This window comes from Pseudomonas hormoni, assembly GCF_018502625.1.
Lineage (GTDB): Bacteria > Pseudomonadota > Gammaproteobacteria > Pseudomonadales > Pseudomonadaceae > Aquipseudomonas > Aquipseudomonas hormoni.
The window spans coordinates 2,041,371-2,064,533 of the sequence record NZ_CP075566.1 but is presented as its reverse complement, the minus strand read 5'-3'; the positions used below and the strand labels follow the sequence as shown (position 1 = coordinate 2,064,533).

At 59.4% G+C, this 23,163-nt stretch carries 18 protein-coding genes and 1 pseudogene; 12 read left to right on the top strand and 7 right to left on the bottom strand.

What is annotated here, in order from left to right:
• Nucleotides 1-14: 14 nt before the first annotated feature.
• Both metH and KJF94_RS09710 read left to right on the top strand, forming a co-directional pair.
• Complete coding sequence (metH, locus tag KJF94_RS09715) at nt 15-3,725, top strand: methionine synthase (protein WP_214382926.1); 3,711 nt, start codon at nt 15-17, stop codon at nt 3,723-3,725.
• Nucleotides 3,726-3,909: 184 nt separating this feature from the next.
• Entirely contained in the window at nt 3,910-4,128 is a 219-nt protein-coding gene (locus tag KJF94_RS09710) for a DUF2970 domain-containing protein (RefSeq protein WP_214382924.1), read from the top strand.
• Here the strand turns inward: KJF94_RS09710 and KJF94_RS09705 are convergent.
• On the bottom strand, nt 4,125-5,198 hold the full coding sequence (locus KJF94_RS09705) for an ABC transporter substrate-binding protein (protein WP_214382922.1): 1,074 nt from the start codon (nt 5,196-5,198) through the stop codon (nt 4,125-4,127). The genes KJF94_RS09710 and KJF94_RS09705 overlap by 4 nt on opposite strands.
• 524 nt (nt 5,199-5,722) lie before the next feature.
• On the opposite strand from KJF94_RS09705, the gene KJF94_RS09700 reads away from it, so the two are divergent.
• The gene (locus KJF94_RS09700) at nt 5,723-7,381 is read left to right on the top strand and encodes a nitrite/sulfite reductase (protein WP_214382920.1); all 1,659 of its coding nucleotides are present in this window, start codon (nt 5,723-5,725) and stop codon (nt 7,379-7,381) included.
• Complete coding sequence (locus tag KJF94_RS09695) at nt 7,365-7,859, top strand: DUF934 domain-containing protein (protein WP_214382918.1); 495 nt, start codon at nt 7,365-7,367, stop codon at nt 7,857-7,859. The genes KJF94_RS09700 and KJF94_RS09695 overlap by 17 nt, the downstream gene beginning before the upstream one ends.
• A gap of 44 nt (nt 7,860-7,903) precedes the next feature.
• On the opposite strand, the gene KJF94_RS09690 is transcribed toward KJF94_RS09695, so the two are convergent.
• Together KJF94_RS09690 and sohB are read right to left on the bottom strand one after the other, a co-directional pair.
• Complete coding sequence (locus KJF94_RS09690; protein ID WP_214382916.1) at nt 7,904-11,761, bottom strand: dermonecrotic toxin domain-containing protein; 3,858 nt, start codon at nt 11,759-11,761, stop codon at nt 7,904-7,906.
• 188 nt (nt 11,762-11,949) lie between these two features.
• Complete coding sequence (gene sohB / locus KJF94_RS09685) at nt 11,950-12,972, bottom strand: protease SohB (protein ID WP_214382914.1); 1,023 nt, start codon at nt 12,970-12,972, stop codon at nt 11,950-11,952.
• Nucleotides 12,973-13,172: 200 nt separating this feature from the next.
• On the opposite strand from sohB, the gene KJF94_RS09680 reads away from it, so the two are divergent.
• The 3 genes from KJF94_RS09680 (at nt 13,173) to KJF94_RS09670 (ending at nt 16,402) form a co-directional block, all read left to right on the top strand.
• Nucleotides 13,173-13,883, top strand: a complete 711-nt coding sequence (locus KJF94_RS09680) for a histidine phosphatase family protein (RefSeq protein ID WP_214382912.1) — start codon at nt 13,173-13,175, stop codon at nt 13,881-13,883.
• A 63-nt stretch (nt 13,884-13,946) separates the two neighbouring features.
• Nucleotides 13,947-14,261: an SCP2 sterol-binding domain-containing protein gene (locus tag KJF94_RS09675; protein ID WP_019690779.1), complete on the top strand. Its 315-nt coding sequence runs from the start codon at nt 13,947-13,949 to the stop codon at nt 14,259-14,261.
• A 293-nt stretch (nt 14,262-14,554) separates the two neighbouring features.
• Entirely contained in the window at nt 14,555-16,402 is a 1,848-nt protein-coding gene (locus tag KJF94_RS09670) for an amidohydrolase (protein ID WP_214384827.1), read from the top strand.
• 285 nt (nt 16,403-16,687) lie between these two features.
• On the opposite strand, the pseudogene KJF94_RS30540 reads toward KJF94_RS09670, so the two are convergent.
• Nucleotides 16,688-16,945: pseudogene (locus KJF94_RS30540) on the bottom strand (IS110 family transposase); the annotation flags it as partial.
• Nucleotides 16,946-16,999: 54 nt separating this feature from the next.
• Here KJF94_RS30540 and KJF94_RS09665 point away from each other — a divergent pair.
• The 3 genes from KJF94_RS09665 (at nt 17,000) to KJF94_RS09655 (ending at nt 20,212) form a co-directional block, all read left to right on the top strand.
• Nucleotides 17,000-17,863 (top strand): LysR family transcriptional regulator, encoded by an 864-nt coding sequence (locus tag KJF94_RS09665; protein WP_214382910.1) that lies wholly within the window; start codon nt 17,000-17,002, stop codon nt 17,861-17,863.
• 106 nt (nt 17,864-17,969) lie between these two features.
• Nucleotides 17,970-19,115: a sterol desaturase/SRPBCC family protein gene (locus KJF94_RS09660; RefSeq protein WP_214382908.1), complete on the top strand. Its 1,146-nt coding sequence runs from the start codon at nt 17,970-17,972 to the stop codon at nt 19,113-19,115.
• A gap of 68 nt (nt 19,116-19,183) precedes the next feature.
• Nucleotides 19,184-20,212 carry an SMP-30/gluconolactonase/LRE family protein gene (locus KJF94_RS09655; protein WP_375379874.1) on the top strand — a complete coding sequence of 343 codons (1,029 nt, stop codon included), beginning with the start codon at nt 19,184-19,186 and terminating at the stop codon, nt 20,210-20,212.
• A 113-nt stretch (nt 20,213-20,325) separates the two neighbouring features.
• On the opposite strand, the gene KJF94_RS09650 is transcribed toward KJF94_RS09655, so the two are convergent.
• Together KJF94_RS09650 and KJF94_RS09645 are read right to left on the bottom strand one after the other, a co-directional pair.
• Nucleotides 20,326-20,568, bottom strand: coding sequence for a hypothetical protein (locus tag KJF94_RS09650; RefSeq protein WP_214382904.1), 243 nt, complete (start codon nt 20,566-20,568; stop codon nt 20,326-20,328).
• A gap of 110 nt (nt 20,569-20,678) precedes the next feature.
• Nucleotides 20,679-20,918, bottom strand: coding sequence for a DUF465 domain-containing protein (locus KJF94_RS09645; protein WP_214382902.1), 240 nt, complete (start codon nt 20,916-20,918; stop codon nt 20,679-20,681).
• 217 nt (nt 20,919-21,135) lie between these two features.
• Here KJF94_RS09645 and KJF94_RS09640 point away from each other — a divergent pair, with 217 nt between their 5' ends.
• The gene (locus KJF94_RS09640; RefSeq protein WP_214382900.1) at nt 21,136-21,657 is read left to right on the top strand and encodes a DUF4142 domain-containing protein; all 522 of its coding nucleotides are present in this window, start codon (nt 21,136-21,138) and stop codon (nt 21,655-21,657) included.
• A 263-nt stretch (nt 21,658-21,920) separates the two neighbouring features.
• Here KJF94_RS09640 and KJF94_RS09635 read toward each other — a convergent pair whose 3' ends face one another.
• On the bottom strand, nt 21,921-22,109 hold the full coding sequence (locus KJF94_RS09635; RefSeq protein WP_214382898.1) for a hypothetical protein: 189 nt from the start codon (nt 22,107-22,109) through the stop codon (nt 21,921-21,923).
• 201 nt (nt 22,110-22,310) lie between these two features.
• Here KJF94_RS09635 and KJF94_RS09630 point away from each other — a divergent pair, with 201 nt between their 5' ends.
• Entirely contained in the window at nt 22,311-23,162 is an 852-nt protein-coding gene (locus KJF94_RS09630) for an STAS domain-containing protein (protein ID WP_214382896.1), read from the top strand.
• Nucleotide 23,163 lies beyond the last annotated feature (1 nt).

Sequence of the window (23,163 nt, the reverse complement as noted above, 5' to 3'; positions counted from 1 at the left end):
TCCGAGTAGTCCCAATGTCCGATCGCAGTGTTCGCCTTCAAGCTCTCAAGCACGCCCTCAAAGAGCGCATCCTGATTCTCGATGGCGGTATGGGCACGATGATCCAGAGCTACAAGCTCGAGGAGCAGGACTACCGTGGCAAACGCTTTGCCGACTGGCCGAGCGATGTCAAAGGCAACAACGACCTGTTGGTGCTGACGCGCCCGGACGTGATCGGCGGCATCGAAAAAGCCTACCTGGATGCCGGCGCTGACATTCTGGAAACCAATACCTTCAACGCCACCCGGATTTCCATGGCCGATTACGGCATGGAAGAACTGGCCTACGAACTGAACGTAGAAGGCGCTCGCCTGGCACGCAAGATCACCGACGCGAAAACCCTCGAGAACCCGGACAAGCCACGCTTCGTCGCCGGCGTGCTCGGTCCGACCAGCCGTACCTGCTCGCTGTCGCCGGACGTGAACAACCCTGGTTACCGCAACGTGACCTTCGATGAACTGGTGGAGAACTACACCGAGGCCACCAAAGGCCTGATCGAAGGCGGCGCCGACCTGATCCTGATCGAAACCATTTTCGACACCCTCAACGCCAAAGCCGCGATCTTCGCCGTGCAAGGGGTGTTCGAAGAGCTGGGCGTCGAGCTGCCGATCATGATTTCCGGCACCATCACCGACGCCTCCGGCCGTACCCTGTCGGGCCAGACCACCGAAGCGTTCTGGAACTCCGTGGCCCACGCCAAGCCTATTTCGGTCGGTTTGAACTGCGCGCTGGGCGCCAGTGAACTGCGCCCGTATCTGGAAGAGCTGTCGAACAAGGCCAGCACCCACGTGTCGGCGCACCCGAACGCCGGGCTGCCGAACGAATTCGGCGAGTACGACGAACTGCCGTCGGAAACCGCCAAGGTCATCGAAGAGTTCGCCCAAAGCGGCTTCCTCAACATCGTCGGCGGTTGCTGCGGTACCACGCCGGGTCACATCGAAGCCATCGCCAAAGCCGTGGCCGGTTATGCGCCGCGTGAAATCCCGGACATTCCGAAGGCCTGCCGCCTCTCGGGCCTGGAGCCGTTCACCATCGATCGCAGCTCGTTGTTCGTCAACGTCGGTGAGCGCACCAACATCACCGGTTCGGCAAAATTCGCCCGCCTGATCCGCGAAGACAACTACACCGAAGCCCTGGAAGTCGCCCTGCAGCAGGTCGAGGCCGGCGCCCAGGTAATCGACATCAACATGGACGAAGGGATGCTCGATTCGAAGAAGGCGATGGTCACCTTCCTCAATCTGATTGCCGGTGAACCGGACATCTCCCGCGTGCCGATCATGATCGACTCCTCCAAATGGGAAGTGATCGAAGCCGGCCTCAAGTGCATTCAAGGCAAGGGCATCGTCAACTCGATCAGCATGAAGGAAGGCGTCGAGCAGTTCATTCATCACGCCAAACTGTGCAAGCGCTACGGCGCCGCAGTGGTCGTGATGGCCTTCGACGAAGCCGGCCAGGCCGACACCGAAGCGCGCAAGAAAGAAATCTGCAAACGCTCCTACGACATTCTGGTCAACGAAGTCGGCTTCCCGCCGGAAGACATCATCTTCGACCCGAACATCTTCGCTGTGGCCACCGGTATCGAAGAACACAACAACTACGCCGTGGACTTCATCAACGCCTGCGCCTATATCCGTGACGAGCTGCCGTATGCGCTGACCTCGGGCGGCGTATCCAACGTGTCGTTCTCGTTCCGTGGCAACAACCCGGTGCGTGAGGCGATTCACTCGGTGTTCCTGCTGTATGCGATCCGCAATGGCCTGACCATGGGCATCGTCAACGCCGGTCAGCTGGAGATCTACGACCAGATCCCGGTGGAACTGCGCGACGCCGTCGAAGACGTGATCCTCAACCGTACCCCGGAAGGCACCGACGCCCTCCTCGCCATCGCCGACAAGTACAAGGGCGACGGCAGCGTCAAGGAAGCCGAGACCGAAGAGTGGCGCAGCTGGGACGTCAACAAGCGTCTGGAGCACGCACTGGTCAAGGGCATCACCACGCACATTGTTGAAGACACCGAGGAATCCCGTCAGTCGTTTGCGCGCCCGATCGAAGTGATCGAAGGCCCGCTGATGTCCGGCATGAACATCGTCGGCGACCTGTTCGGCGCCGGCAAAATGTTCCTGCCGCAGGTGGTGAAATCCGCCCGCGTGATGAAGCAAGCCGTGGCCCACTTGATCCCGTTCATCGAACTGGAAAAAGGCGACAAACCGGAAGCCAAGGGCAAGATCCTCATGGCCACGGTGAAAGGCGACGTGCACGACATCGGCAAGAACATCGTCGGCGTGGTGCTGGGCTGTAACGGCTACGACATCGTCGACCTCGGCGTGATGGTGCCGGCGGAGAAGATCCTGCAAGTGGCCAAGGAGCAGAAATGCGACATCATTGGCCTCTCCGGCCTGATCACGCCGTCGCTGGATGAAATGGTCCACGTGGCCCGCGAGATGCAGCGTCAGGACTTTTACCTGCCGTTGATGATCGGTGGCGCGACCACGTCCAAGGCGCACACCGCGGTGAAGATCGAGCCGAAGTACAGCAACGACGCGGTGATCTACGTCACCGATGCCTCCCGCGCCGTGGGCGTGGCGACGCAGTTGCTGTCCAAGGAGTTGAAACCGGCGTTTGTCGAGAAGACCCGTCTGGAATACATCGACGTTCGCGAGCGCACCGCCAACCGCAGCGCCCGTACCGAACGACTGAGCTACCCAGCGGCCATCGCCAAAAAGCCGCAGTTCGACTGGAGCACTTACGCGCCGGTCAAACCGACGTTCACCGGTTCCAAAGTGCTGGACAACATTGACCTGAAAGTCCTGGCCGAATACATCGACTGGACACCGTTCTTCATCTCCTGGGACCTGGCCGGCAAATTCCCGCGCATCCTCGAAGACGAAGTGGTCGGTGAAGCCGCTACGGCGCTGTACGCCGACGCCCAGGAAATGCTGGCCAAACTGATCGACGAGAAACTGATCAGCGCCCGTGCGGTGTTCGGTTTCTGGCCAGCCAATCAGGTCCGTGACGACGACATCGAAGTCTACGGCGATGACGGCAAGCCACTGGCCAAGCTGCATCACCTGCGCCAGCAGATCATCAAGACCGACGGCAAGCCGAACTTCTCCCTGGCCGACTTCGTGGCACCGAAGGACAGCGAAATCACCGACTACGTGGGTGGCTTCATCACCACCGCCGGCATCGGCGCCGAAGAAGTGGCCAAGGCGTATCAGGACGCGGGCGACGATTACAACTCGATCATGGTCAAGGCCCTGGCCGACCGCCTGGCCGAGGCGTGCGCCGAGTGGTTGCACCAGCAAGTGCGTAAAGAGCACTGGGGCTACGCGAAGGACGAAACCCTCGACAACGAAGCGCTGATCAAAGAGCAATACACCGGCATTCGCCCTGCTCCCGGCTACCCGGCCTGCCCGGATCACACCGAGAAAAGCACCCTGTTCGCGTTGCTCGACCCTGAAGCCAGCGAAATGCAGGCCGGTCGAAGCGGCGTGTTCCTCACCGAACACTATGCAATGTTCCCGGCGGCGGCAGTCAGCGGCTGGTACTTCGCTCACCCGCAGGCGCAGTATTTCGCCGTGGGCAAAGTCGACAAGGATCAGGTGCAGAGCTACACGTCGCGTAAAGGTCAGGAGTTGAGTGTCACTGAACGGTGGTTGGCGCCGAACCTCGGTTACGACAACTAGTCGCTATCGCATTGTGCATTGCCTTTGTAGGAGCGAGGCTTGCCCGCGAAGAAGGCACCTCGGTCCTACAGGAAAACCGCGTCATCGTTCTTCGCGGGCAAGCCTCGCTCCTACGGAATTCGTGTGGAGCGATCGCTGCGGCATTGTCTATGCTTACCACTCACACATCCGTGAAGAGGGGTTTATGGACGATCCTGTCGACAACAAGCCGCCCACGTTCTGGCAGATGCTGCACAGCGTCATGGCGGCGGCGTTCGGGGTGCAGAGCGGGAAGAACCGGGCCCGGGATTTCACTCACGGCAAGCCCAGTCATTTTGTGATTCTGGGGATTCTGTTCACGGCCGTGTTCGCATTGGCGCTCTTCGGCATTGTGCAACTGGTGCTGCTGCTGGCAGGCGTTTAGCGCATCAGGGTTTGCAGGCTGAACGGATAGCGATAGGACGTCGGGCGGCCCTTGGCCGACAGGCGACGGAAGTCCACGCCGTAGTCCGGCGAGTCACCCATGGCCAGCATTCGCCTGGCGGTTGACTTGTCGATCAGTTGCAGCAGCGGAATCTGACGATCACGGCCGCCATACTGGCTGATGTCCACGCCCCGATCGAGGTCATGCAATTCCACCAGAGCCCAGCCACCCAGGGTGAAATTTCCGCCCAACAAGACGCTCAATCGTCCATCCACTTTCGCCTTCAACGCGGCGGTAGAGGTGTTGACCGCGCTGAACAACGCGTCCTTTCCGGGCACGCCGCCCGTCTCTGAATACGCTTGCATGGCGCCAAACGCCATTTCGTCATTGGCGGACCACACCAGCGACACCTTCGGGTAGCGCCGCAACAGCAATTTCGCCTGCTCATAGGCACGGTCCCGGGTCCAGCCGCTGTAAACCAGTTGCCGCAAACGCACCTCGGGATGCTCGGCCAACGCCCGCATCATGCCTTGCTCGCGCAGTTGCGCCGATGGCGTGATCTTCAGGCCGGAGAACGCCAGCAACTCGATCACTTGACCGGGCGCCACGGGCGGATGCTGGCGGATCAGCTCCTTAAGCATCAGGTAGCCGCCCTCCTCATCGTTGGGCACCAGGCTGCCCAGCCGATCGGGGCGCTCACCCAACAGGCTCATCTGATTGGCCGTCAGCGACGCGTTGACCATAAACAGCTTCACGCCGCTGCTCTGTGCCAGACGCAGAACCTGCGGGGCAATGTACTGTTCGTTGACGAACACCAGATAATCCGGCCGATCGGGGCCTTGCAACGCCAGACGGGCTTGCGCCAGCGTAAGCTCAGGCATGCGCCGGGAATAGAGAATTCGCAGGTCGATCCCCAGATCCGTGGCGGCTGCCTGCATGAATTGCGAATAGCTGATCCAGAAGGCTTCATCCACCTTGCCCGGATTCAGGAACAACACCGATTCCGCACGCGCAACAGGACCGTAAGTGGTGCCCAGCATCAGCAGGAAGGTGTAGAAGAACTTCAGCATTGATCGTCCGAGCCCCCGGAAATTCGCTGCGCATTATAGCCAGCGAACCTCCGTAAAACGGCGTTTATTCCGGCTTCTGTCCGACAATCGTCAGAGTCTGGCCCGGACGGGGTCGGTTATTGATGGCTGACCCAGAATACCGCGGTGCCTACGACCAGAATGATCAGGAACAGAATGGCCCACGCATCGACCGTACTGTCAGGCTTTGAAGCTTTGGTAGGGTTGCTCATTGCATCGCCTCTTGTCGGTTTTATCGGTGATTGCATAAAGACTCGACCACAGTAAAGACGAGGATTGCCCGCACGACAAATACGGGTTTATCAATAACGGTTCTCGTTAGTCGTTTTGGTTCTTTACATATACTCAAACATCACTTTTGCGCATAACTCCAAACTGGTATCTTGCCCCGGCTCCGTAGGGAGTGCGCGGCCGTGCGCGCAGAATTGCCGAGGCAGTATCGGAGATGTCAGCAAGCGAAAATCGCAACTGGATCCGACCGGCCCAAGCCTGAGAACAGGACTTATATGTACGTATACGACGAGTACGATCAGCGGATCATCGAGGACCGCGTCAAGCAGTTCCGTGATCAGACCCGACGCTATCTGGCAGGCGAGCTGAGCGAAGAAGAATTCCGCCCTCTGCGCTTGCAAAACGGGCTTTATATCCAGCGCTTCGCGCCGATGCTGCGGGTGGCTGTGCCTTACGGCCAGCTGACTTCGCGCCAGACGCGAATGATGGCCAAGATTGCCCGCGACTACGACAAGGGCTATGCCCACATCAGTACCCGCCAGAACGTGCAGTTCAACTGGCCGGCGCTGGAAGACATCCCGGACATCCTGGCTGAGCTGGCGACCGTGCAGATGCACGCGATCCAGACCAGCGGCAACTGCCTGCGCAACGTCACCACCGACCAGTTCGCCGGTGTCGCCGCCGATGAATTGATCGACCCGCGCCCATGGTGCGAGATCGTTCGCCAGTGGACTACGTTCCACCCGGAATTCGCTTACCTGCCGCGTAAATTCAAGATCGCCATCAACGGTTCGACTTCCGACCGTGCGGCCATCGAAGTCCATGACATCGGCCTTGAGCCGGTGCACAACGCCGCGGGCGAACTGGGCTTCCGTGTGCTGGTCGGCGGTGGCCTGGGCCGTACTCCGGTGGTCGGCGCGTTCATCAATGAATTCCTGCCGTGGCAAGACCTGTTGAGCTACCTCGACGCTATCCTGCGTGTTTACAACCGCTATGGCCGTCGTGACAACAAGTACAAGGCGCGGATCAAGATTCTGGTCAAGGCCCTGACACCTGAAGTGTTCGCGCAAAAAGTCGACGCGGAAATGGAACACCTTCGCGGGGGCCAGACCACGCTGACCGAGGCCGAAGTGCATCGCGTCGCCAAGCACTTCGTCGACCCGGACTACAAGGCGCTGGACAACCAGGCCGCCGAACTCATCGAACTCGACAAGCAACACCCGGGCTTCGCTCGCTGGCGTACCCGCAATACCCTGGCGCACAAGAAGCCGGGTTATGTCGCCGTGACCCTGTCCCTGAAGCCGACCGGCGTTGCGCCGGGCGACATCACCGACAAGCAGCTCGACGCCGTGGCCGACCTGGCCGATCGTTACAGCTTCGGTCAACTGCGCACGTCCCACGAGCAGAACATCATTCTGGCCGACGTTGAACAGAGCCAGTTGTTCGCCATGTGGGGCGAACTGCGCGAGCAAGGTTTCGCCACGCCGAACATCGGTCTGCTGACCGACATCATCTGCTGCCCTGGCGGTGATTTCTGCTCGCTGGCCAACGCCAAGTCGATCCCGATCGCCGAATCGATCCAGCGCCGTTTCGACGACCTGGACTACCTGTTCGACATCGGTGAACTGGACCTGAACATCTCCGGTTGCATGAACGCCTGTGGTCACCACCACGTTGGCCACATCGGCATTCTCGGAGTGGACAAGAAAGGCGAAGAGTTCTACCAGGTGTCCCTCGGCGGCAGCGCCAGTCGCGATGCGAGCCTGGGCAAGATCCTCGGCCCGTCCTTTGCCCAGGAAGCCATGCCTGATGTGATCGAAAAGCTGATCGACGTGTACATCGAACAACGTACCGAAGACGAGCGCTTCATCGACACCTACCAGCGTATTGGCATCGACCTCTTCAAGGAACGCGTCTATGCAGCGAATCATTAAAAACAACGAAGTCGTCGACGAAACCTGGCACCTGTTGCCCAAGGACTTCAACATCGACGAGATCAGCAACTGCGACGACCTGATCGTCCCGTTGCAGCTGTGGCGCGAACACGGCCGCATGCTCAAGGCCCGCGATGGCGGCCTGGGTGTGTGGCTGGATGCCGATGAAGAAGCCGAAGAAATCGGTGAAGACGTCACGGACTTCCAGGTCATCGCCCTGAACTTCCCGGCCTTCACCGACGGCCGCAACTACTCCAACGCCCGCCTGCTGCGTGACCGTTACGGTTTCAAAGGTGAACTTCGGGCGATTGGTGATGTGTTGCGTGACCAGCTGTTTTATATGCATCGCTGCGGTTTCGACGCATTTGCCATTCGCGCCGACAAAGACCCGTACGAAGCCCTTGAAGGTCTCAGGGACTTCTCGGTGACCTATCAGGCCGCCACCGACGAACCGCTACCGCTGTTCCGTCGTCGTTGATCGTCACACCTTGAACCCCTTTTCAGGGGTTCAAGGTACGCGCCCTACCTTGCATTGACTGGAAACGGTCGCCCCAGGGACACCCAGTCCCGAAACAGCCTCGCTCGATTCTCCAGCACCATGAACACCGCAAACGGGTTGTCCGCATCAGCCTCGGTCACTTCGACATCCTCGGCCAGGCGCGCCCACAACTCCTCTGAAGCATCGGCTTCGCCCAGCAGTCGCCAGACCCTCGCCTGCAGCGACAGATAATCCACGCGGAAATCCGCGGTCAAACTCAAACCGTCCATGGTTCTTAAAAAGCGCGGCCCTTGCCGCCTGGCTGCCAGCCGCTGCCAGATCAAGCGTCTGGCCTGGCGTTGTTCGTCATCGCCTTCCCGCAGCCACCCGATGACGTCGCCGTAGTCCGGGCCGGGCTCGCTCAACCACAGGTTGATCCCCGTTTGCTGCCGATGCGCCACAAGACGCAACAACGTGTCCTCGTCGGTCAGCGGGTTGCCCTGCAGCAGAACGCGGTCCCGCCCGATGGCCTGGTTGACTACGGCGTGAGGCACTCGGGCTATCCGGTTATTTCGCAAGTCCAGCGTGTTCAGATACGGTTGATCCATGATTCCGATCGGGCACGAGCCAATTTGTGTATTACGCAGGTTCAGCCAGCGCAGTTCACTCATTCCGAGAACCACAGGCGGTATCGTTAGCGGGTTGTCACTCAGGTCCAGCGCCTGCAAATGGACCAACCCGGAAAACTGCGAAGCTGTGGCTTCTTTCAGTTCCATTTCGGCCGCCCTGAGATTCAACGAAATCAAATGGCGCATTTTGGTGATGGCGGGCGGCAAGACGCTTTGCAGCTCTTCGTCCTCGTCGGGAAGACGAAGATCGACACTGTCCAGATTCAGGATGCGCAGATTCGGAAAGGATTCCAGGAAACCATCAAGGCTTTCTCGCTCGACCACGTGAAAACCTTGCATCGACAATCCGGTCACCTCGTTGAGGCGGACATTCAGGGCTGGCAAGCGATGGAAATCCTCAAAATTCATATGCATTGTGAACCCGGCCGAGTAGCTGCCTGAATAGTGGCTACCTTGTCCCGGCGCACGCTTTTGCCAGATGGCAATCAATTCGTCCGCCAGTTCGGTCCTCAGTGCCCGCTCGTCCTGTAGCGATTCTTGCAGCAACGCCACGTTATGGGCGGCGATCTGCGCGTGGCTCATCCCCTGGGCCTCGTCATCACCGGCCAGCAGAAATGGAAGGTCCATGTCTTCGACGTCGTCGGCTGCCTGATCGATCCAACTGTCCAGATCGCTGTTCAATTGCTGAAATTGCTGTTTCAACCCATCAATGTGCGCCTGGGCCCGTGCACCCGCCTGTTGCAAAAACTCATCGGCTTCAGCGTTGCTGAAGTCGGGGTAAATGTCCTTGACCTGCAGCCGCATCATGTCGTGTGTCAACGCTGAAAACGGCGGAATGCCCGGGGAGCCTCCACCCTTGAGTCCCCAGGCCTCAAAAGGCAGCCTGGCGTCCATCCGCCCCAACCCGAGCATGAGTTCGGACCGGGGCAACGCGTGTTCTCCGATCTTCAACCGTAAGTCACTGGCCTGATCGAGCAACGGCAGGTGTAGCGCCGAACGCTCATCGTCCGATAACACTCCGAGAAGCGCGCCGAAAAAATCGGTTTCCAGTCCCTTGTGGAGGTAGTGGTCTTGCGACTTGATCAGGCGTCGAACATCCGTTGCATCGAGTGGGCCGCTACGGTCCAGCACCTGACCGAAGGTTGACTGATCCAGGACTTCGATCCGCAGATTCCGCGGCCAACCGGAAAGGTTTTTCAGCGAGTGCAAGGCCAGCGTGTCCGACTCCGGATTGAGCACCGAGCGAAGGTACAAACCCTCGTACGCGCGATTGAGCCGCACATGCTGCTGATACTGGCGAGCCTTGCTGTCCAGGCGTTTGAACACCTGCATGGCCTCGGAGGCATCGGGTGGTGCCTGAATATCTACGCCATAGCGATCGAGCATCTGTTCGATGGCGCTTTTCGGCAGTCCCGGGTATTCGTCTTGAAACAACCGCACCCATTCGTGCCCGGAGTGCTGGAGTGCTTCGTAGTGGGTGTTGAACAGTTCGGGGTGGCCGGTCAGCGCCAGATCCTGGTCGATCCTGAAACGGCTGATCGTATCCGCCAGCAACGGCGTCGGCGGGCGCCCCGTCTGCATCAGGCGCAGCATGTCGTCATCGATCGCACTGACCTTGCCGATCTGCGCGAGCGTTTCATCACTGAAAGACGCCATCGAAGGATCGATTCCGCGCAGGAGTGCTACCCGGTTCGGGACAGGGTGAGTCGCCTGCACGGGCAGCTCGATTGCAGTGGGTGCCATCGAAGGTTCGCCAGCCCCATGATCGGTGCTCTTCACCGCTCCGATTTCCGCCGCGTCGCCCTCCGCCAGGGCCGCATCCCTCACCAGCGGCAGCGCGTTGAGCAAGCCAAACACCGCACGCGTCACGCCCTCGGAGCGTTCACTCGCGGTTTCACCATTCACCGCTTGATTCAGCCCGTAGCCCGCGTCGATTAGCCCGGCCAGTGCCAGCAAACCTTCGCCGCCGGGGACGAACAACGCCAGAGGGCCGAAGCGGTTGACCCACTGCACGATCGGCTCGACAACGGCACTCAGATTGTCGCGATTGACCTGCGCATCATCACGGATGGTTGCGACACTGGCCAATGCCGTCTGCTTCATCGTCAGAACCAATTGTGCAAAAACATCGGCTGTTGTCGGCGTGTCATCGAAGCCGATGTACTCGGCGGGATCCCAGTAGCCATCGTTGTTGAAGAAGCCGGCCTCTTTCGTCAGCCAGTGTTCTTTAGGCCAGTCCGCCATGCCGTCCAGTGCAGTCAGTACACCTGCGTGAAAGGTTTCATCTTTGCAATCCGCATCGGCAAAGTGTCCTGCCAGCGCCTGCCTGGTTTCGTTCACGCGCCCTTGCGCCACAATCCATTGGCGCAATTTCCCGACATCGGCGAATTCATGCAGCGGTGACGAGTTACCGGGAATGTACACCAGCACCCTGGCGCTGGACGGGCTGCGAAAGGTCCAGATATCGGTTGCGGTATACCGATAGAGTTTCAAGCGGCTTGCCTTCACCCTGGAAGTCACCGGGACTGCAGCTTGGAGTTGGTTGATCGTCAGCGTTTCCCACGTCTGATCAACTGATAACCCAGCAGCCTGCAACGCAAGCTTCAAACCATCCTGACTCAGCCGTTGCTCATGACGCTGCAGCCAGGCACTCAAGACAAAAGCCGACTTGACCGCCGTCCTCAAGGCATAAGGCGCAGGAGCCGTAAGCACTGCGTCGGACGGCCAGGCGCGATCAAGATAGGCGCAGTACAAATCCTGCAATTCAAGGGTCCAGACCCACTTCTTGAAGTCGGCCGGTCGCAAGGCAATCTGCGTTGTCGGCCCGTAGATTTGCGGAACGGTCTGCCGATAAATGCCTTCATAAGCCCGGTGGTTGCCGCTGCCCCGATCGGCGAATTCATCGACCTTTTCCACGATGCGAATGTTCGGTCCGATGTCAGGCGGGGTCAGCAGGCCGAATACATTTTCACCGAATCGGCCATCGGCGACAGTCTGGTAGTCAAGGAGTAGCGTTTGTAGCAATGATTGTGAGTTATTGACTTGACCCTGGTGGATGCCGTCCTGTGCAGGATGCCCCTTGTAATCGTAATCGAGCGTTACCAGCATGGCGGTCCGTGGGTCGATGTCGTGCCCCCATTTTTCCTTGATCTGGCGCTCGCCGAACTGACCAGGGGTTTGGGGCAGTGCGATGTCCACGAGGTCTTTCAGTTCGTCGCGCATTCGCCAGTTCGAGGCCGGATGAGGGCCGGCTTCTTCATCGTGTTCTTTCATGGTGCATTCCCTTGCAGTCGATTAAGGAATATCACCCTATCCGGCTTCGGCCCCTTCTACAGCGGGAGTAAGCGACAGCGGCTTTAGGACATTTCGCTGAGTGTGGAAGGAAAGTGCACCGTTTCAGAGAGCAAAAAAAACCGTGGACGTGCCACGGCTTTATGGTCAGAACAATCTCGCTTTGAAAATCACCAGAAGCGTTGCTGGGTCAACCGGCTCCACCAGGTCAGCAAGACGCGATCGACCGAACCGCTGGCTGCCATGCCAATGCGCTCCTGCAGGCTTTTGCGTTCGGCGTAGTGCAAGTGATAGAGCTCGGATTTCTTCGCTCGTTCGGCGAGGTATTCATCACTGGTCTTGAGTTCATCGACCAGTTGCTTGTCCAGCGCGGCAACACCGAGCCAGATTTCGCCAGTGGCCACCTCGTCGATCGCCAGTTGCGGGCGATAGCGCGAGACAAAGTTCTTGAACAGCTGATGGGTGACGTCCAGGTCTTCCTGAAACTTCTCACGGCCCTTTTCGGTGTTTTCGCCAAACACGGTCAGGGTGCGCTTGTATTCGCCGGCAGTGAGGACTTCAAAGTCAATGTCGTGCTTCCTCAGCAGGCGATTGACGTTCGGCAACTGCGCCACCACGCCGATCGAGCCGAGTATCGCGAACGGGGCGCTGATGATCTTGTCGCCGATGCACGCCATCATGTAGCCGCCGCTGGCCGCGACCTTGTCGATGCACACGGTCAACGGCACGCCGGCCTCACGAATGCGCGCCAGTTGCGAGGACGCCAGGCCGTAGCTGTGGACCATGCCGCCGCCGCTTTCCAGACGCAGCACCACTTCATCCTTTGGCGTCGCCAAGGTCAGCAGCGCGGTAATTTCGTGGCGCAGGCTTTCGGTGGCCGATGCCTTGATGTCGCCATCGAAATCCAGCACGAATACCCGGGGCTTGGCTTCGAGTTTCTTCTTTTGTTTTTTCTCGGTTTTAGCCTCTACCTTGCGCAAGGCCTTGAGCTGGTCCTTGTCGAGCAAGGTCTGCTCCAGGCGTTCGCGCAGCCCTTTGTAGAAATCATTGAGTTTGCTGACTTGCAACTGGCCGGCCGATTTGCGCCGACCTTTACTGCGCAACGACGCGAAACTGGCCAGGACCACCAGAATGGCGATCACCAGTGTCACGGTTTTAGCCAGGAAACTGGCGTATTCGGACAGAAACTCCACAGGGACTCCTCGATACAATGCGCTGCATAACGCGCGCGGGATAACATCAGCATACCCATGCGCCGGCCCGGCGGCCAGCCGTGAAACCTCTGGCAACAGGCTGGAACGGGCATTTCAAACAAGCGTATGTTTTTTCATTGACAGCTCACCGTCATCCTCATAACCTCGCCAAACCTTCAACGTACCGGGATGACGCGGACGTGGGCAGTATCTATTTGATTCGACATGGCCAGGCCTCCTTTGGTGCAGACGACTATGACGTCCTGTCGCCGACCGGTATTCGCCAGGCAGAAGTCCTCGGCCAGCACCTCGCCGGGCTGGGTATCCGCTTTGATCGCTGCCTCTCGGGCGACCTGCGCCGCCAGCAACACACCGCCAGCAGCGCACTTGAACAGTTCGCTGCCGCAGGTTTGCCGGTGCCGATCGTGGAAACCGATTCCGCCTTCAACGAATTCGATGCCGATGCGGTAATCCGCGCGCTGTTGCCGGCCATGCTCGACGACGAACCCGAAGCGCTGGAGATCCTGCGCAACGCCGCGCAGAACCGTGCCGAATTCCAGCGTATTTTTGCCCTGATCATCGAGCGCTGGCTCGCCGGCACGTATGACACCCCGGGCCTTGAAAGCTGGCTGGGTTTTGTCGAGCGGGTGCAGGCCGGTCTGCACCGGATCCTCGAAAGCGCCGACAACTCACAGAAAATCGCCGTGTTCACCTCCGGTGGCACCATCACCGCCCTGCTCCACCTCATTACGCAAATGCCTGCCAGACAGGCGTTTGAACTTAACTGGCAAATCGTCAACACCTCGCTCAACCACCTGAAGTTTCGTGGTCGCGAGGTGGCACTGGCTTCTTTCAACAGTCATGCGCATCTGCAACTGTTGAAAGCCCCGGAACTCATCACGTTTCGCTGAGTCCGGACTATTGTGACCCTGGCTGTAATCACCCAGCTCTTATTACCAAGAAAGGATCGAACCATGACCTCCGTAGCTGATGCCGTACAAGCAATGAAAGCCAAGTTCAACCCAGCCGCTGCTGCCGGTCTGGACCTGGTCTTCGGTTTCCGCATCGACGACACCAAGAACTTCTCGCTGATCGTCAAGGACAGCACCTGCGAGCTGAAAGAAGGCGAAAACCCTGACGCCCAGGTCACTCTGGTGATGGACGGCGAAACCCTGGAAGGCATCGTTGACGGTTCGACCGACGGCATGCAAGCGTTCATGGGCGGCAAACTGCGCGCTGAAGGCGACATGATGCTGGCGATGAAACTGTCCGAGCTGTTCCCGAGCTAAGACGGCGGCTCCCGCGCTCGGGAGCCTCTCTGGCTGCACACGAATCCCGCCCCTTGTGGCGGGATTCGTCGTTTTTCACCTTTGGAAAACCGCCCCCTGAGGATTTGCGGTCTATATTCCTTCTGGCCGCATGCGTCAGACATCGGCTGTTCAATCCGATAATTTTTGCGGAGAACACTGCCATGACCCCACCTGACGACCACGAAGGGATCAATCGCCGACATGTGCTGCAAGGCCTTTCGGCAGGTGCCGTCGGTGCCTGGATCAGCCCTCTATTCGCAGGGAGTAAAACCATGCCAGATACCCCGGCCGACCTCATTCTGTACAACGGACGCCTGCACACCGTCGATCGCAAGAAACCCCAGGCCAGTGCCGTCGCCATCAAGGACGGACGCTTCGTGGTGGTCGGTAGCGACGCTCAGGCCATGGCGCTGCAAGGCCCGGGCACGCAAATCATCGACCTCCACGGTCGCACGGTGATTCCCGGTCTCAACGACTCGCACCTGCACTTGATCCGTGGTGGTTTGAACTACAACCTCGAATTGCGCTGGGAAGGCGTGCCGTCACTGGTCGATGCCTTGCGCATGCTCAAGGAGCAGGCCGACCGTACACCCACGCCGCAATGGGTGCGGGTGGTGGGTGGCTGGAACGAGTTCCAGTTCGCCGATAAACGCCTGCCAACGATTGAGGAACTGAACAAAGCTGCGCCAGACACACCGGTGTTCGTGCTGCACCTCTACGACCGCGCCTTGCTAAACCGCGCTGCATTGAAAGTGGTCGGCTACACCCGCGATACACCGAACCCGCCGGGCGGTGAAATCCAGCGCGACGCCAATGGCGACCCGACTGGCATGCTGATCGCCCGCCCCAACGCGATGATTCTCTACTCGACCCTGGCCAAGGGGCCGAAACTGCCGCTGGAGTATCAGGTCAATTCGACCCGGCAATTCATGCGCGAACTCAATCGCCTCGGCGTCACCAGCGCCATCGATGCCGGCGGCGGTTACCAGAATTACCCGGACGACTATCAGGTCATTCAGCAACTGGCCAAGGACCAACAGCTCACGGTGCGCATCGCCTACAACCTGTTCACCCAGAAACCGAAGGAAGAACTGACCGACTTCAAGAACTGGACCAGTACCTCCCATTACGGCCAGGGCGACGACTTCCTGCGGCACAACGGTGCCGGGGAAATGCTGGTGTTCTCGGCGGCGGATTTCGAAGACTTTCTCGAACCTCGTCCGGACCTGCCGCAAACCATGGAGCAGGAACTGGAGCCGGTGGTTCGCCACCTCGTCGAGCAACGCTGGCCATTCCGCCTGCACGCCACCTACAACGAATCCATCAGCCGCATGCTTGATGTGTTCGAGAAGGTCAATCGCGACATTCCGTTCGACGGCTTGCCCTGGTTTTTCGATCACGCCGAAACCATCACCCCACAGAACATCGAGCGGGTCAAAGCCTTGGGCGGCGGGATCGCAATCCAGGATCGCATGGCGTTCCAGGGCGAGTATTTTGTCGACCGCTATGGCGCCAAGGCCGCCGAGCACACGCCACCGATCGCGCGGATGCTCGCCGAAGGCGTTCCCGTCGGCGCTGGCACCGATGCCACGCGAGTGTCGAGCTACAACCCCTGGACGTCGATGTACTGGCTGGTCAGCGGGCGTACCGTCGGTGGTCTGGCGTTGCACCCGCAAGGCTTGAGCCGCGACACCGCACTGGAGTTGTTCACCCACGGCAGTGCCTGGTTTTCTTCCGAGCAAGGCAAGAAAGGCCAGATCAAGGTCGGGCAACTGGCGGATTTGATTGCGCTATCGGCGGACTATTTCCATATCGAGGATGAGGCGGTGAAATGGATCGAGTCGGTGCTGACGATTGTCGACGGCAAGATCGTCTACGGCACCGCCGAGTTCGAGAAACTCGGTCCGCCCCCCGTGCCGGTGGTGCCGGAATGGTCACCGGTGGTTAATGTGCCGGGCCATTGGAGACCGCTGGCGCCGATGACGACGCAGGTTCATCAATGCGTCGGGGCTTGCGCGGTGCATGCTCACAGTCATGAACGGGCGCGGTTGTCTTCGGCCCCGGTCAGTGACTTTCAGGGCTTCTGGGGAGCGTTTGGCTGTTCGTGTTTTGCGTTTTGAATATGTCCGGCGGCGGAGGTTTTGATGGTGTACATATCCGTTGCTGCGGTAACGGCTGCTATTGGTTCCGCCCTTACGGCGGGTTACTTGGAAGAGCGCCAAGTAACCAAGCGCCTGCGCCCCTGACGTACGGTGGCTCACTAAGGCTCGCCATGCCCTCGCTCCGGTCCTGCTCCGTGGGCCCGCCACAGGAGGAATGCGTACATCCGAAGAGCCAGGCCGGCCGGTTAGGCCGCCTCGCGTTGCTGTGGCGGTAGTCGCCCCCTCACGCCCTGAGCCTGTCCGTCAACCTGTGACTACCTCCATCGGCGCCTCTACCAACGTTGATCTGCGCCGCGTTAAAGCCTGCAAGTAAGCCATCTCGTCATAGACAGTGCTGGTTTTCCAGCACTGATAGACGATTCTGATCCACTTAAAAGCAAGTGCTCTCAGCGCCGCTTGGTATGAGCATCCTTTTGCCCGCTGCTGCCGATAGTAAGCCTCGGCCCACGTTGATTGAGTGATGCTGTGAGCGGCCCATTCGACAAAAGTCTGGCGCAACAAACGACTCCGCCTGTATCCGTTTACAATGCCCAAACCTCCCGCACCGGCCTCCCCATGGACATCGACCTCGCCCGTACCTTTCTGGAAATCGTCCGCCACGGCAGCCTCGCCGCCGCAGCGGAAAAACTCCACGTCACCCAGACCGCGATCACCGCACGTGTACAGAAACTCGAAAACCAACTGGGCAGCACACTGTTCGTGCGTAACCGCGCCGGTGCTCGTCTGACCCCGAACGGCGAAGCCTTTGTGGTCTACGCCAATCAACTGGTCGAAACCTGGGAAGCCGCGCGCCGGGATTTGCCCTTGCCTGAGGGTTACCACGACGTACTGCACATCGGCGGCGAAGTCAGCTTGTGCAACCCGTTGATGCTCAGTTGGGCCACCGAACTGCGGGAGAAGATTCCCGGTCACGCGCTGCGCATGGAGATCCGCGACGGGGAAAACCTGCTGCGCCAACTGGAACTGGGGGTGCTGGACGCGGCGCTGGTCTATCAGCCCGAATACTGGCCGCGCCTGCAAGTCGAGCAGGTGCTGGAAGAAAAACTGATTCTGGTACGCCTGGCCGGAAAGCCAGATCCCTACGTGTACATCGACTGGGGCCAGGACTTCCGCCGTCAGCACGATGCCGCGTTACCGGAGAAAGCCAAGGCGGCGCTGAGCTTCAACCTCGGCCCCCTGGCCTTGCAATACATTCTGGAAAACGGCGGCAGTGGCTACTTTCGTACCCGCGTGGTGCAGAGTTACCTGGAAAGCGGTGTACTGGAACAAGTGCCGAAAGCCCCGGAATTCAGCTACCCGACCTATCTGGTTTACTCCCGCGACCGTGACTCGGCCACCCTGCAACACGCCTTCGACCTGCTGCGCAAAGTCATCCAGTCCGACGATGACTGGTCGCAACGCTGGAACCCGCTGACCTGAGTCCGCTTTACACCGGAACATGGCGTTTGTGTCCCCTGGCTTCGGCCCGCCGGAAACGGCGGGATCGTCTAATCTGCTGGGACAACAATAACCACAGGTGAACGCAGTGAGGCAGACCACCGAGGCTTTTCGCAGCCGCTATCGCGCGGACATTCATCCACGCTACAACCCCTGGCTGCACGGCGGGTTTGTGCTGCTGTTCGGCTTGCTGGCCATCAGTGCATTCTGGAGCAGCGTGCATCAGGTGCTGCCGCTGGAATGGCTGGCGGTACCGCTGACGTTGTTGTTCTTCAACTTGGGCGTGTACACGGTGCATCGCCACCTCGGGCATCACAAAAAAAGCTTCGCGCGGATGTTCTATGCCCGCCATGCCGGCGACCATCACAGCTTCTTCGCTCCCGGCCACATGACCTACGACAGCGCCCGCGACTGGCGGGTGATCCTGTTCCCGGCCTGGCTGATCGTGATGCATACGCTCGTCATCACCTTGCCCATCTGGTGGCTGCTCGAGCAGTTCGATGCCAACGTCGCGGGTCTGGTCGGCGGCTGTCTGGTTCTCGGTTACCTGACCTATGAAGTGTTCCATGCCTGCGAGCACCTGCCGCCCTCAAACCCGGTGACACGCTGGCCGTGGATCCGTCAGATGCGTCGCCTGCATGAACTGCATCACCGCCGGGAGCTGATGCAGGAGCGCAATTTCAACATCGTCTTTCCACTGACGGACTACCTGTTCGGCACCCTTTATTGGGAGCCCGAGCCCACGTACCTGCACCCGACGAGAACGCCCATGACCCGCATGCAGCATCAGATCACTATTGCCGGCAACCCGATTGATGTGCTCGCCTATGCCAGCACCGTGACCCGTTGGCCGGAGTGGCACCCGTCGTCGCTCAAGGTCGAGGGTCAGGGCGGCCCGCTGCATGCCGGGTCGCGCTTTGAAGAAGACATCCGGGCCGGCGGGCGCGAGGGGCATTTAAGCTGGGCGGTCAACGAGTATTTGCCCGGTCGTCGCTGGAGCGCTCGCGCTCAGGGCGATCATGGCCTGTCGCTGGAGGTGACTTACGAATGTGAGGCCGAGGGCGACGGCACGCGGTTTGTCCGCACCCTGGAATACCAGTTCAGCGGTTTGGCGATGCGCATCGCCAACCGTCTGTTGCTGAAGCGGCGCATCGATCATGAATCGGCCGCGTCGATGCTGGCCTTGCGCGAAATGGCCCACAAGCACCTGGCCCCGGCAGGAGTCACCGTGTGAGTAGGACCGTCACGTTTCGCCGCGTCGTGCTGCTGGTGATCGTGGCCATTGCCGCGTTTCTGTTGCTGATGCCGACCAAAGTGCAACCGGTGGCCTGGATGCCGCCACCGGCGCCTTCACTCACCAGTGGGCCGTACGCCGACAACCAGCGCCTCAAAGGCGTGGAGCGTGTGGGTGCCGACGATATCGACGGACCGGAAGCCTTGCTGCTGGAAGAAAATGTCCTCATCACCGGCCTGCATGACGGTCGGCTGATTCGCACCAGTCTCGACGGCAAGGTCACCAAAGTGCTGGCCGACACTGGCGGCCGGCCGTTGGGCCTGGCACGTCATCCCAATGGTTTGCTAGTGATCGCTGACGGGGTCAAGGGCTTGCTGTCGCTGGACGCTCAGGGGCGATTGATCGCACTGACCACGGCGGCGAATGGCGTGGACTTCGGGTTCACCGACGACGTGGCCATCGACAAGTCCGGGCACTACGCCTATTTCAGTGATGCTTCCAGCCGCTTCGGATACGGCCACGACGGCGAGGCGATCATTGAGCACGGCGGCGATGGTCGCTTGCTGCGCTATGACTTCCAGACCGGTAAAACGGTAGTCCTGCTGGATAAACTGGAGTTTGCCAACGGCGTGACCCTGGGACCGGACGAGGCGTTTGTGCTGGTCAACGAAACGGGTGCCTATCGCATCAGTCGATACTGGCTGAGCGGTCCGAAGGCCGGCACCCACGATCTGTTTATCGACAACTTGCCGGGACTGCCGGACAACCTCGCGTTCAATGGCAGGGATCGTTTCTGGGTGGCGCTGTATGCCCCGCGTAACGCACTGCTCGATGGCACGGCAGCGCATCCCTTCGTGCGCAAGATGATCGTGCGGGCGATGACCGTTCTGCCCAAACCGGTGGAGAAACGCGGGTTTGCGTTAGGGCTGGATGTCGAGGGCAAGGTGATTGCCAATCTGCAGGACGGCAGCAGCGACAACTACTCCCCGATCACCACGGTGCGTGAGTATGGAGAGTGGTTGTATTTCGGGTCGTTGAAGGCGACGCATATGGTGCGGTTGCCGTTGAGCACCGCGTTGTCACAGGCACCGAAATAACCTGTAGGAGCTGAGCTTGCTCGCGATGACGGCAGCACGATTAACATTGATGTGTCTGACAGACCGTCATCGCGAGCAAGCTCAGCTCCTACAGAATATTGGGGGTGATTGGCTTACCGCGGATCCATCTCGCCATCGCGCACCGCGTTATCGGTTTCTTCCCGCACGCGCTCCGGGTCCAGGTCGGTGCCGTCGTCCTGGTCCATGGGGATGGCGCCTTCGTTGTTCGGCAGTTCGTCGATACCCGGTTCATCTTCAGGGTTGACGGTGGTGCGCCCCGGGCTCAAGGGCTCGGGATGGGTAGGGATGGGGTCGTAGCCGCCCTGCTCTTCGCTCGGGAACTTTGGGTCATTCATTGAGGCACCTCGCATGGAGCCGTAAAGTCGGACTCTAATCATTCGAGGTGCCGGGATTTATCGCCGTTCCAATTTTTCAGCCACCGGTCGTCGGTGGCTGGAGCGACATGTCAGGATGACTGGAGTTGTTGGACGATCTTGTCCTTGACCTGCAAGCGCTTCTCCTTGAGCTTCTTCAGTGCGTCATCACTGGGCGCATCCGATTGGGCGGTTTCAGCCTTTACCACCTCGGCGTCCGCCTGCGAATACTTGTTGATCAGTGAATCCAGTAACGGATCCTTGGTGCGTTTTTGCTGGATATCTTCCTTTGAAAGTTTCAAGTCCTGATAAAGGTCGTGTGGCACCGGCATGGAACACCTCCGTTTGTTGATCGGTGGCAAACGCGATCGATTGCGTTCACCAACTATCAGAATGGCCTTGGTCTGCAGGTTCTGTCGACCGCCTATCAGACCAGCGGTGTCCGTTCGTCGTCCTGTCGCAAACCCGATAAAACCTTTGCCCGTCCGTCGGCCTCCACAGATTAACGATCACCTGATCGCCCATGAAAACCTGTGTGGAGAATAACCAATGGACGGATTCACCCTGCGCAACCTCACGTTGGCCGTAGCCTTGAGCACCAGCATGGGCGCGGCCTTCGCGGCCACTTCCAATGACTTCGTCGACAAGGCGGCCGCTGGCGGCATCGCCGAGATCGAAACCAGCCGGCTCGCCCTGGAAAAAAGCGCATCGGCCGACATCAAGGCATTCGCCAACATGATGATCACCGATCATTCCAAGGCGAACGACGAACTGGCGACCATCGCGAAAAAACACGACATCGAGGTGCCTGACACCACGACATTGGTGAAGCAGGCCAAGGAAAAGATTCTCGACATGCGTGACGAGTCGTTCGACGCCGCGTATGCCAACAATCAAGTCAAGGCGCACGAAGACACCATCGAACTGTTCAAGAAAGAAGCCAACACCGTGACCGACGACAAAGTCAAAGGCGCCACTGAACTGAAAGGTTTCGCGCAAAAAATGTTGCCGGGTCTGGAAAAGCACCTGGATGCGGCAAAAAAACTGCAAGCCGCCCATCCGAGCAAGTAACGCACGCCACAACAAAGGACCGTCTCCATGGAGGTAATGCTGTTCACCTAAGCGTGCTCTGAATCTGAGAACTCTGTGGCGAGGGAGCTTGCTCCCGTTTGAGTGCGTAGCACTCACAAAAATCGGCAATGATTGTCAGACTTTTGGGGCCGCTACGCAGCCCAGCGCGAGCAAGCTCGCTCGCCACAAAGGTATGCACGATCCAAGCGCGCTTAAGTGAACAGCATTACCTCCATGGAGGCGGTCTTTTGTTTGTGCCGGTCCTAGCCGCCGTCGGTATCGATGTCCGCGTCCGTCTCCTCGCCAGGTTTCGGGCGATCCGGATGCGGCTTGAAGCCCGGGCTGAACTCATTGTCGTTGTCGGTGTTGCGATTCTTCTGGTCAACCGCTTTATCGGCACTTTCCGGTTCGGCGGTTTTAGCGTTTTCCTCAAGCTCACGTTGATCGGTCATATGCACCTCGTTCGTCACTGACATTGCGCGGCTGAAACACCGGCCTTGTGAATTCGAAGCTTTGCGGCAGGCATCGTTCCATCGGTGCGCCGGATGAAAATATCCCGCGGGAGAAAACAACTATTCCATACGAGAAATGTCACTGACTTGCACCGGTCGTTTTTTGAGGAATCGGCGCACACTTCCAGGGAGTCACGGCACATGGCAGCACTGCAAACCACCACACTCAATGCGATGAAGACAACTCAGGCGCAACTGCTTGCCGATTGGGCGCACGGCCTTGAGACCAGTGGTGCCACACGCAATATAAAAGAGCTGGATCTGAAGCAGCAGACGTCGGAATTTCTGCAGTTGATCATCGCCGGCCTTGAAAACGGCAACAGCCAGAATGTCGCGGCACCAGGCTGGGACGAGATTCGCCAGTTTCTGGAAAAGCTCTCCCATAGCCGCGCCCTCCTCGGCCAGGATTCGCAGCAGACCGCCAGTTTCATCTTCGCGCTGAAAGGCCCTCTGTTCGCACTGTTGCAGAATCATTACCAGGACAACCCGGCACTGTTGGCCGAACAACTCTGGGAAGTCTCCGAACTGCTCGATGCGCTGGGCATGCACACGATCCGCACGTTCCAGAAATCCCGCGAAGCGGTGATCAAGCGCCAGCAGGAAGAGCTGCTTGAATTGTCGACCCCGGTGGTCAAACTCTGGGACGGCGTACTGGCGCTGCCGATGATCGGCACCCTCGACTCGCAACGCACCCAGGTGGTGATGGAATCGCTGTTGCAGCGCATCGTCGACACCGGCTCGGAAATCGCCATCATCGACATCACCGGCGTGCCGACCGTCGACACCCTGGTCGCCCAGCACTTGCTCAAAACCGTGACCGCCATTCGCCTGATGGGCGCCGATTGCATCATCAGCGGCGTGCGTCCACAGATCGCCCAGACCATCGTGCACCTGGGGCTGGACCTGCAAGGCGTGGTCACCAAAGCCAACCTGGCCGATGCGCTGAAACTGGCCCTGACCCGACTGGGCATCACCGTCAGCAAGGCGGACTGAG

What these genes read in the sequence shown, in the direction of transcription:
- metH (WP_214382926.1), top strand. Translation starts at nt 15, where the DNA reads ATGTCCGATCGCAGTGTTCGCCTTCAAGCTCTCAAGCACGCCCTCAAA.
- KJF94_RS09710 (WP_214382924.1), top strand. Translation starts at nt 3,910, where the DNA reads ATGGACGATCCTGTCGACAACAAGCCGCCCACGTTCTGGCAGATGCTG.
- KJF94_RS09705 (WP_214382922.1), bottom strand. Translation starts at nt 5,198, where the DNA reads ATGCTGAAGTTCTTCTACACCTTCCTGCTGATGCTGGGCACCACTTAC.
- KJF94_RS09700 (WP_214382920.1), top strand. Translation starts at nt 5,723, where the DNA reads ATGTACGTATACGACGAGTACGATCAGCGGATCATCGAGGACCGCGTC.
- KJF94_RS09695 (WP_214382918.1), top strand. Translation starts at nt 7,365, where the DNA reads ATGCAGCGAATCATTAAAAACAACGAAGTCGTCGACGAAACCTGGCAC.
- KJF94_RS09690 (WP_214382916.1), bottom strand. Translation starts at nt 11,761, where the DNA reads ATGAAAGAACACGATGAAGAAGCCGGCCCTCATCCGGCCTCGAACTGG.
- KJF94_RS09675 (WP_019690779.1), top strand. Translation starts at nt 13,947, where the DNA reads ATGACCTCCGTAGCTGATGCCGTACAAGCAATGAAAGCCAAGTTCAAC.
- KJF94_RS09670 (WP_214384827.1), top strand. Translation starts at nt 14,555, where the DNA reads ATGCCAGATACCCCGGCCGACCTCATTCTGTACAACGGACGCCTGCAC.
- KJF94_RS09665 (WP_214382910.1), top strand. Translation starts at nt 17,000, where the DNA reads ATGGACATCGACCTCGCCCGTACCTTTCTGGAAATCGTCCGCCACGGC.
- KJF94_RS09655 (WP_375379874.1), top strand. Translation starts at nt 19,184, where the DNA reads ATGCCGACCAAAGTGCAACCGGTGGCCTGGATGCCGCCACCGGCGCCT.
- KJF94_RS09650 (WP_214382904.1), bottom strand. Translation starts at nt 20,568, where the DNA reads ATGAATGACCCAAAGTTCCCGAGCGAAGAGCAGGGCGGCTACGACCCC.
- KJF94_RS09645 (WP_214382902.1), bottom strand. Translation starts at nt 20,918, where the DNA reads ATGCCGGTGCCACACGACCTTTATCAGGACTTGAAACTTTCAAAGGAA.
- KJF94_RS09640 (WP_214382900.1), top strand. Translation starts at nt 21,136, where the DNA reads ATGGACGGATTCACCCTGCGCAACCTCACGTTGGCCGTAGCCTTGAGC.
- KJF94_RS09635 (WP_214382898.1), bottom strand. Translation starts at nt 22,109, where the DNA reads ATGACCGATCAACGTGAGCTTGAGGAAAACGCTAAAACCGCCGAACCG.
- KJF94_RS09630 (WP_214382896.1), top strand. Translation starts at nt 22,311, where the DNA reads ATGGCAGCACTGCAAACCACCACACTCAATGCGATGAAGACAACTCAG.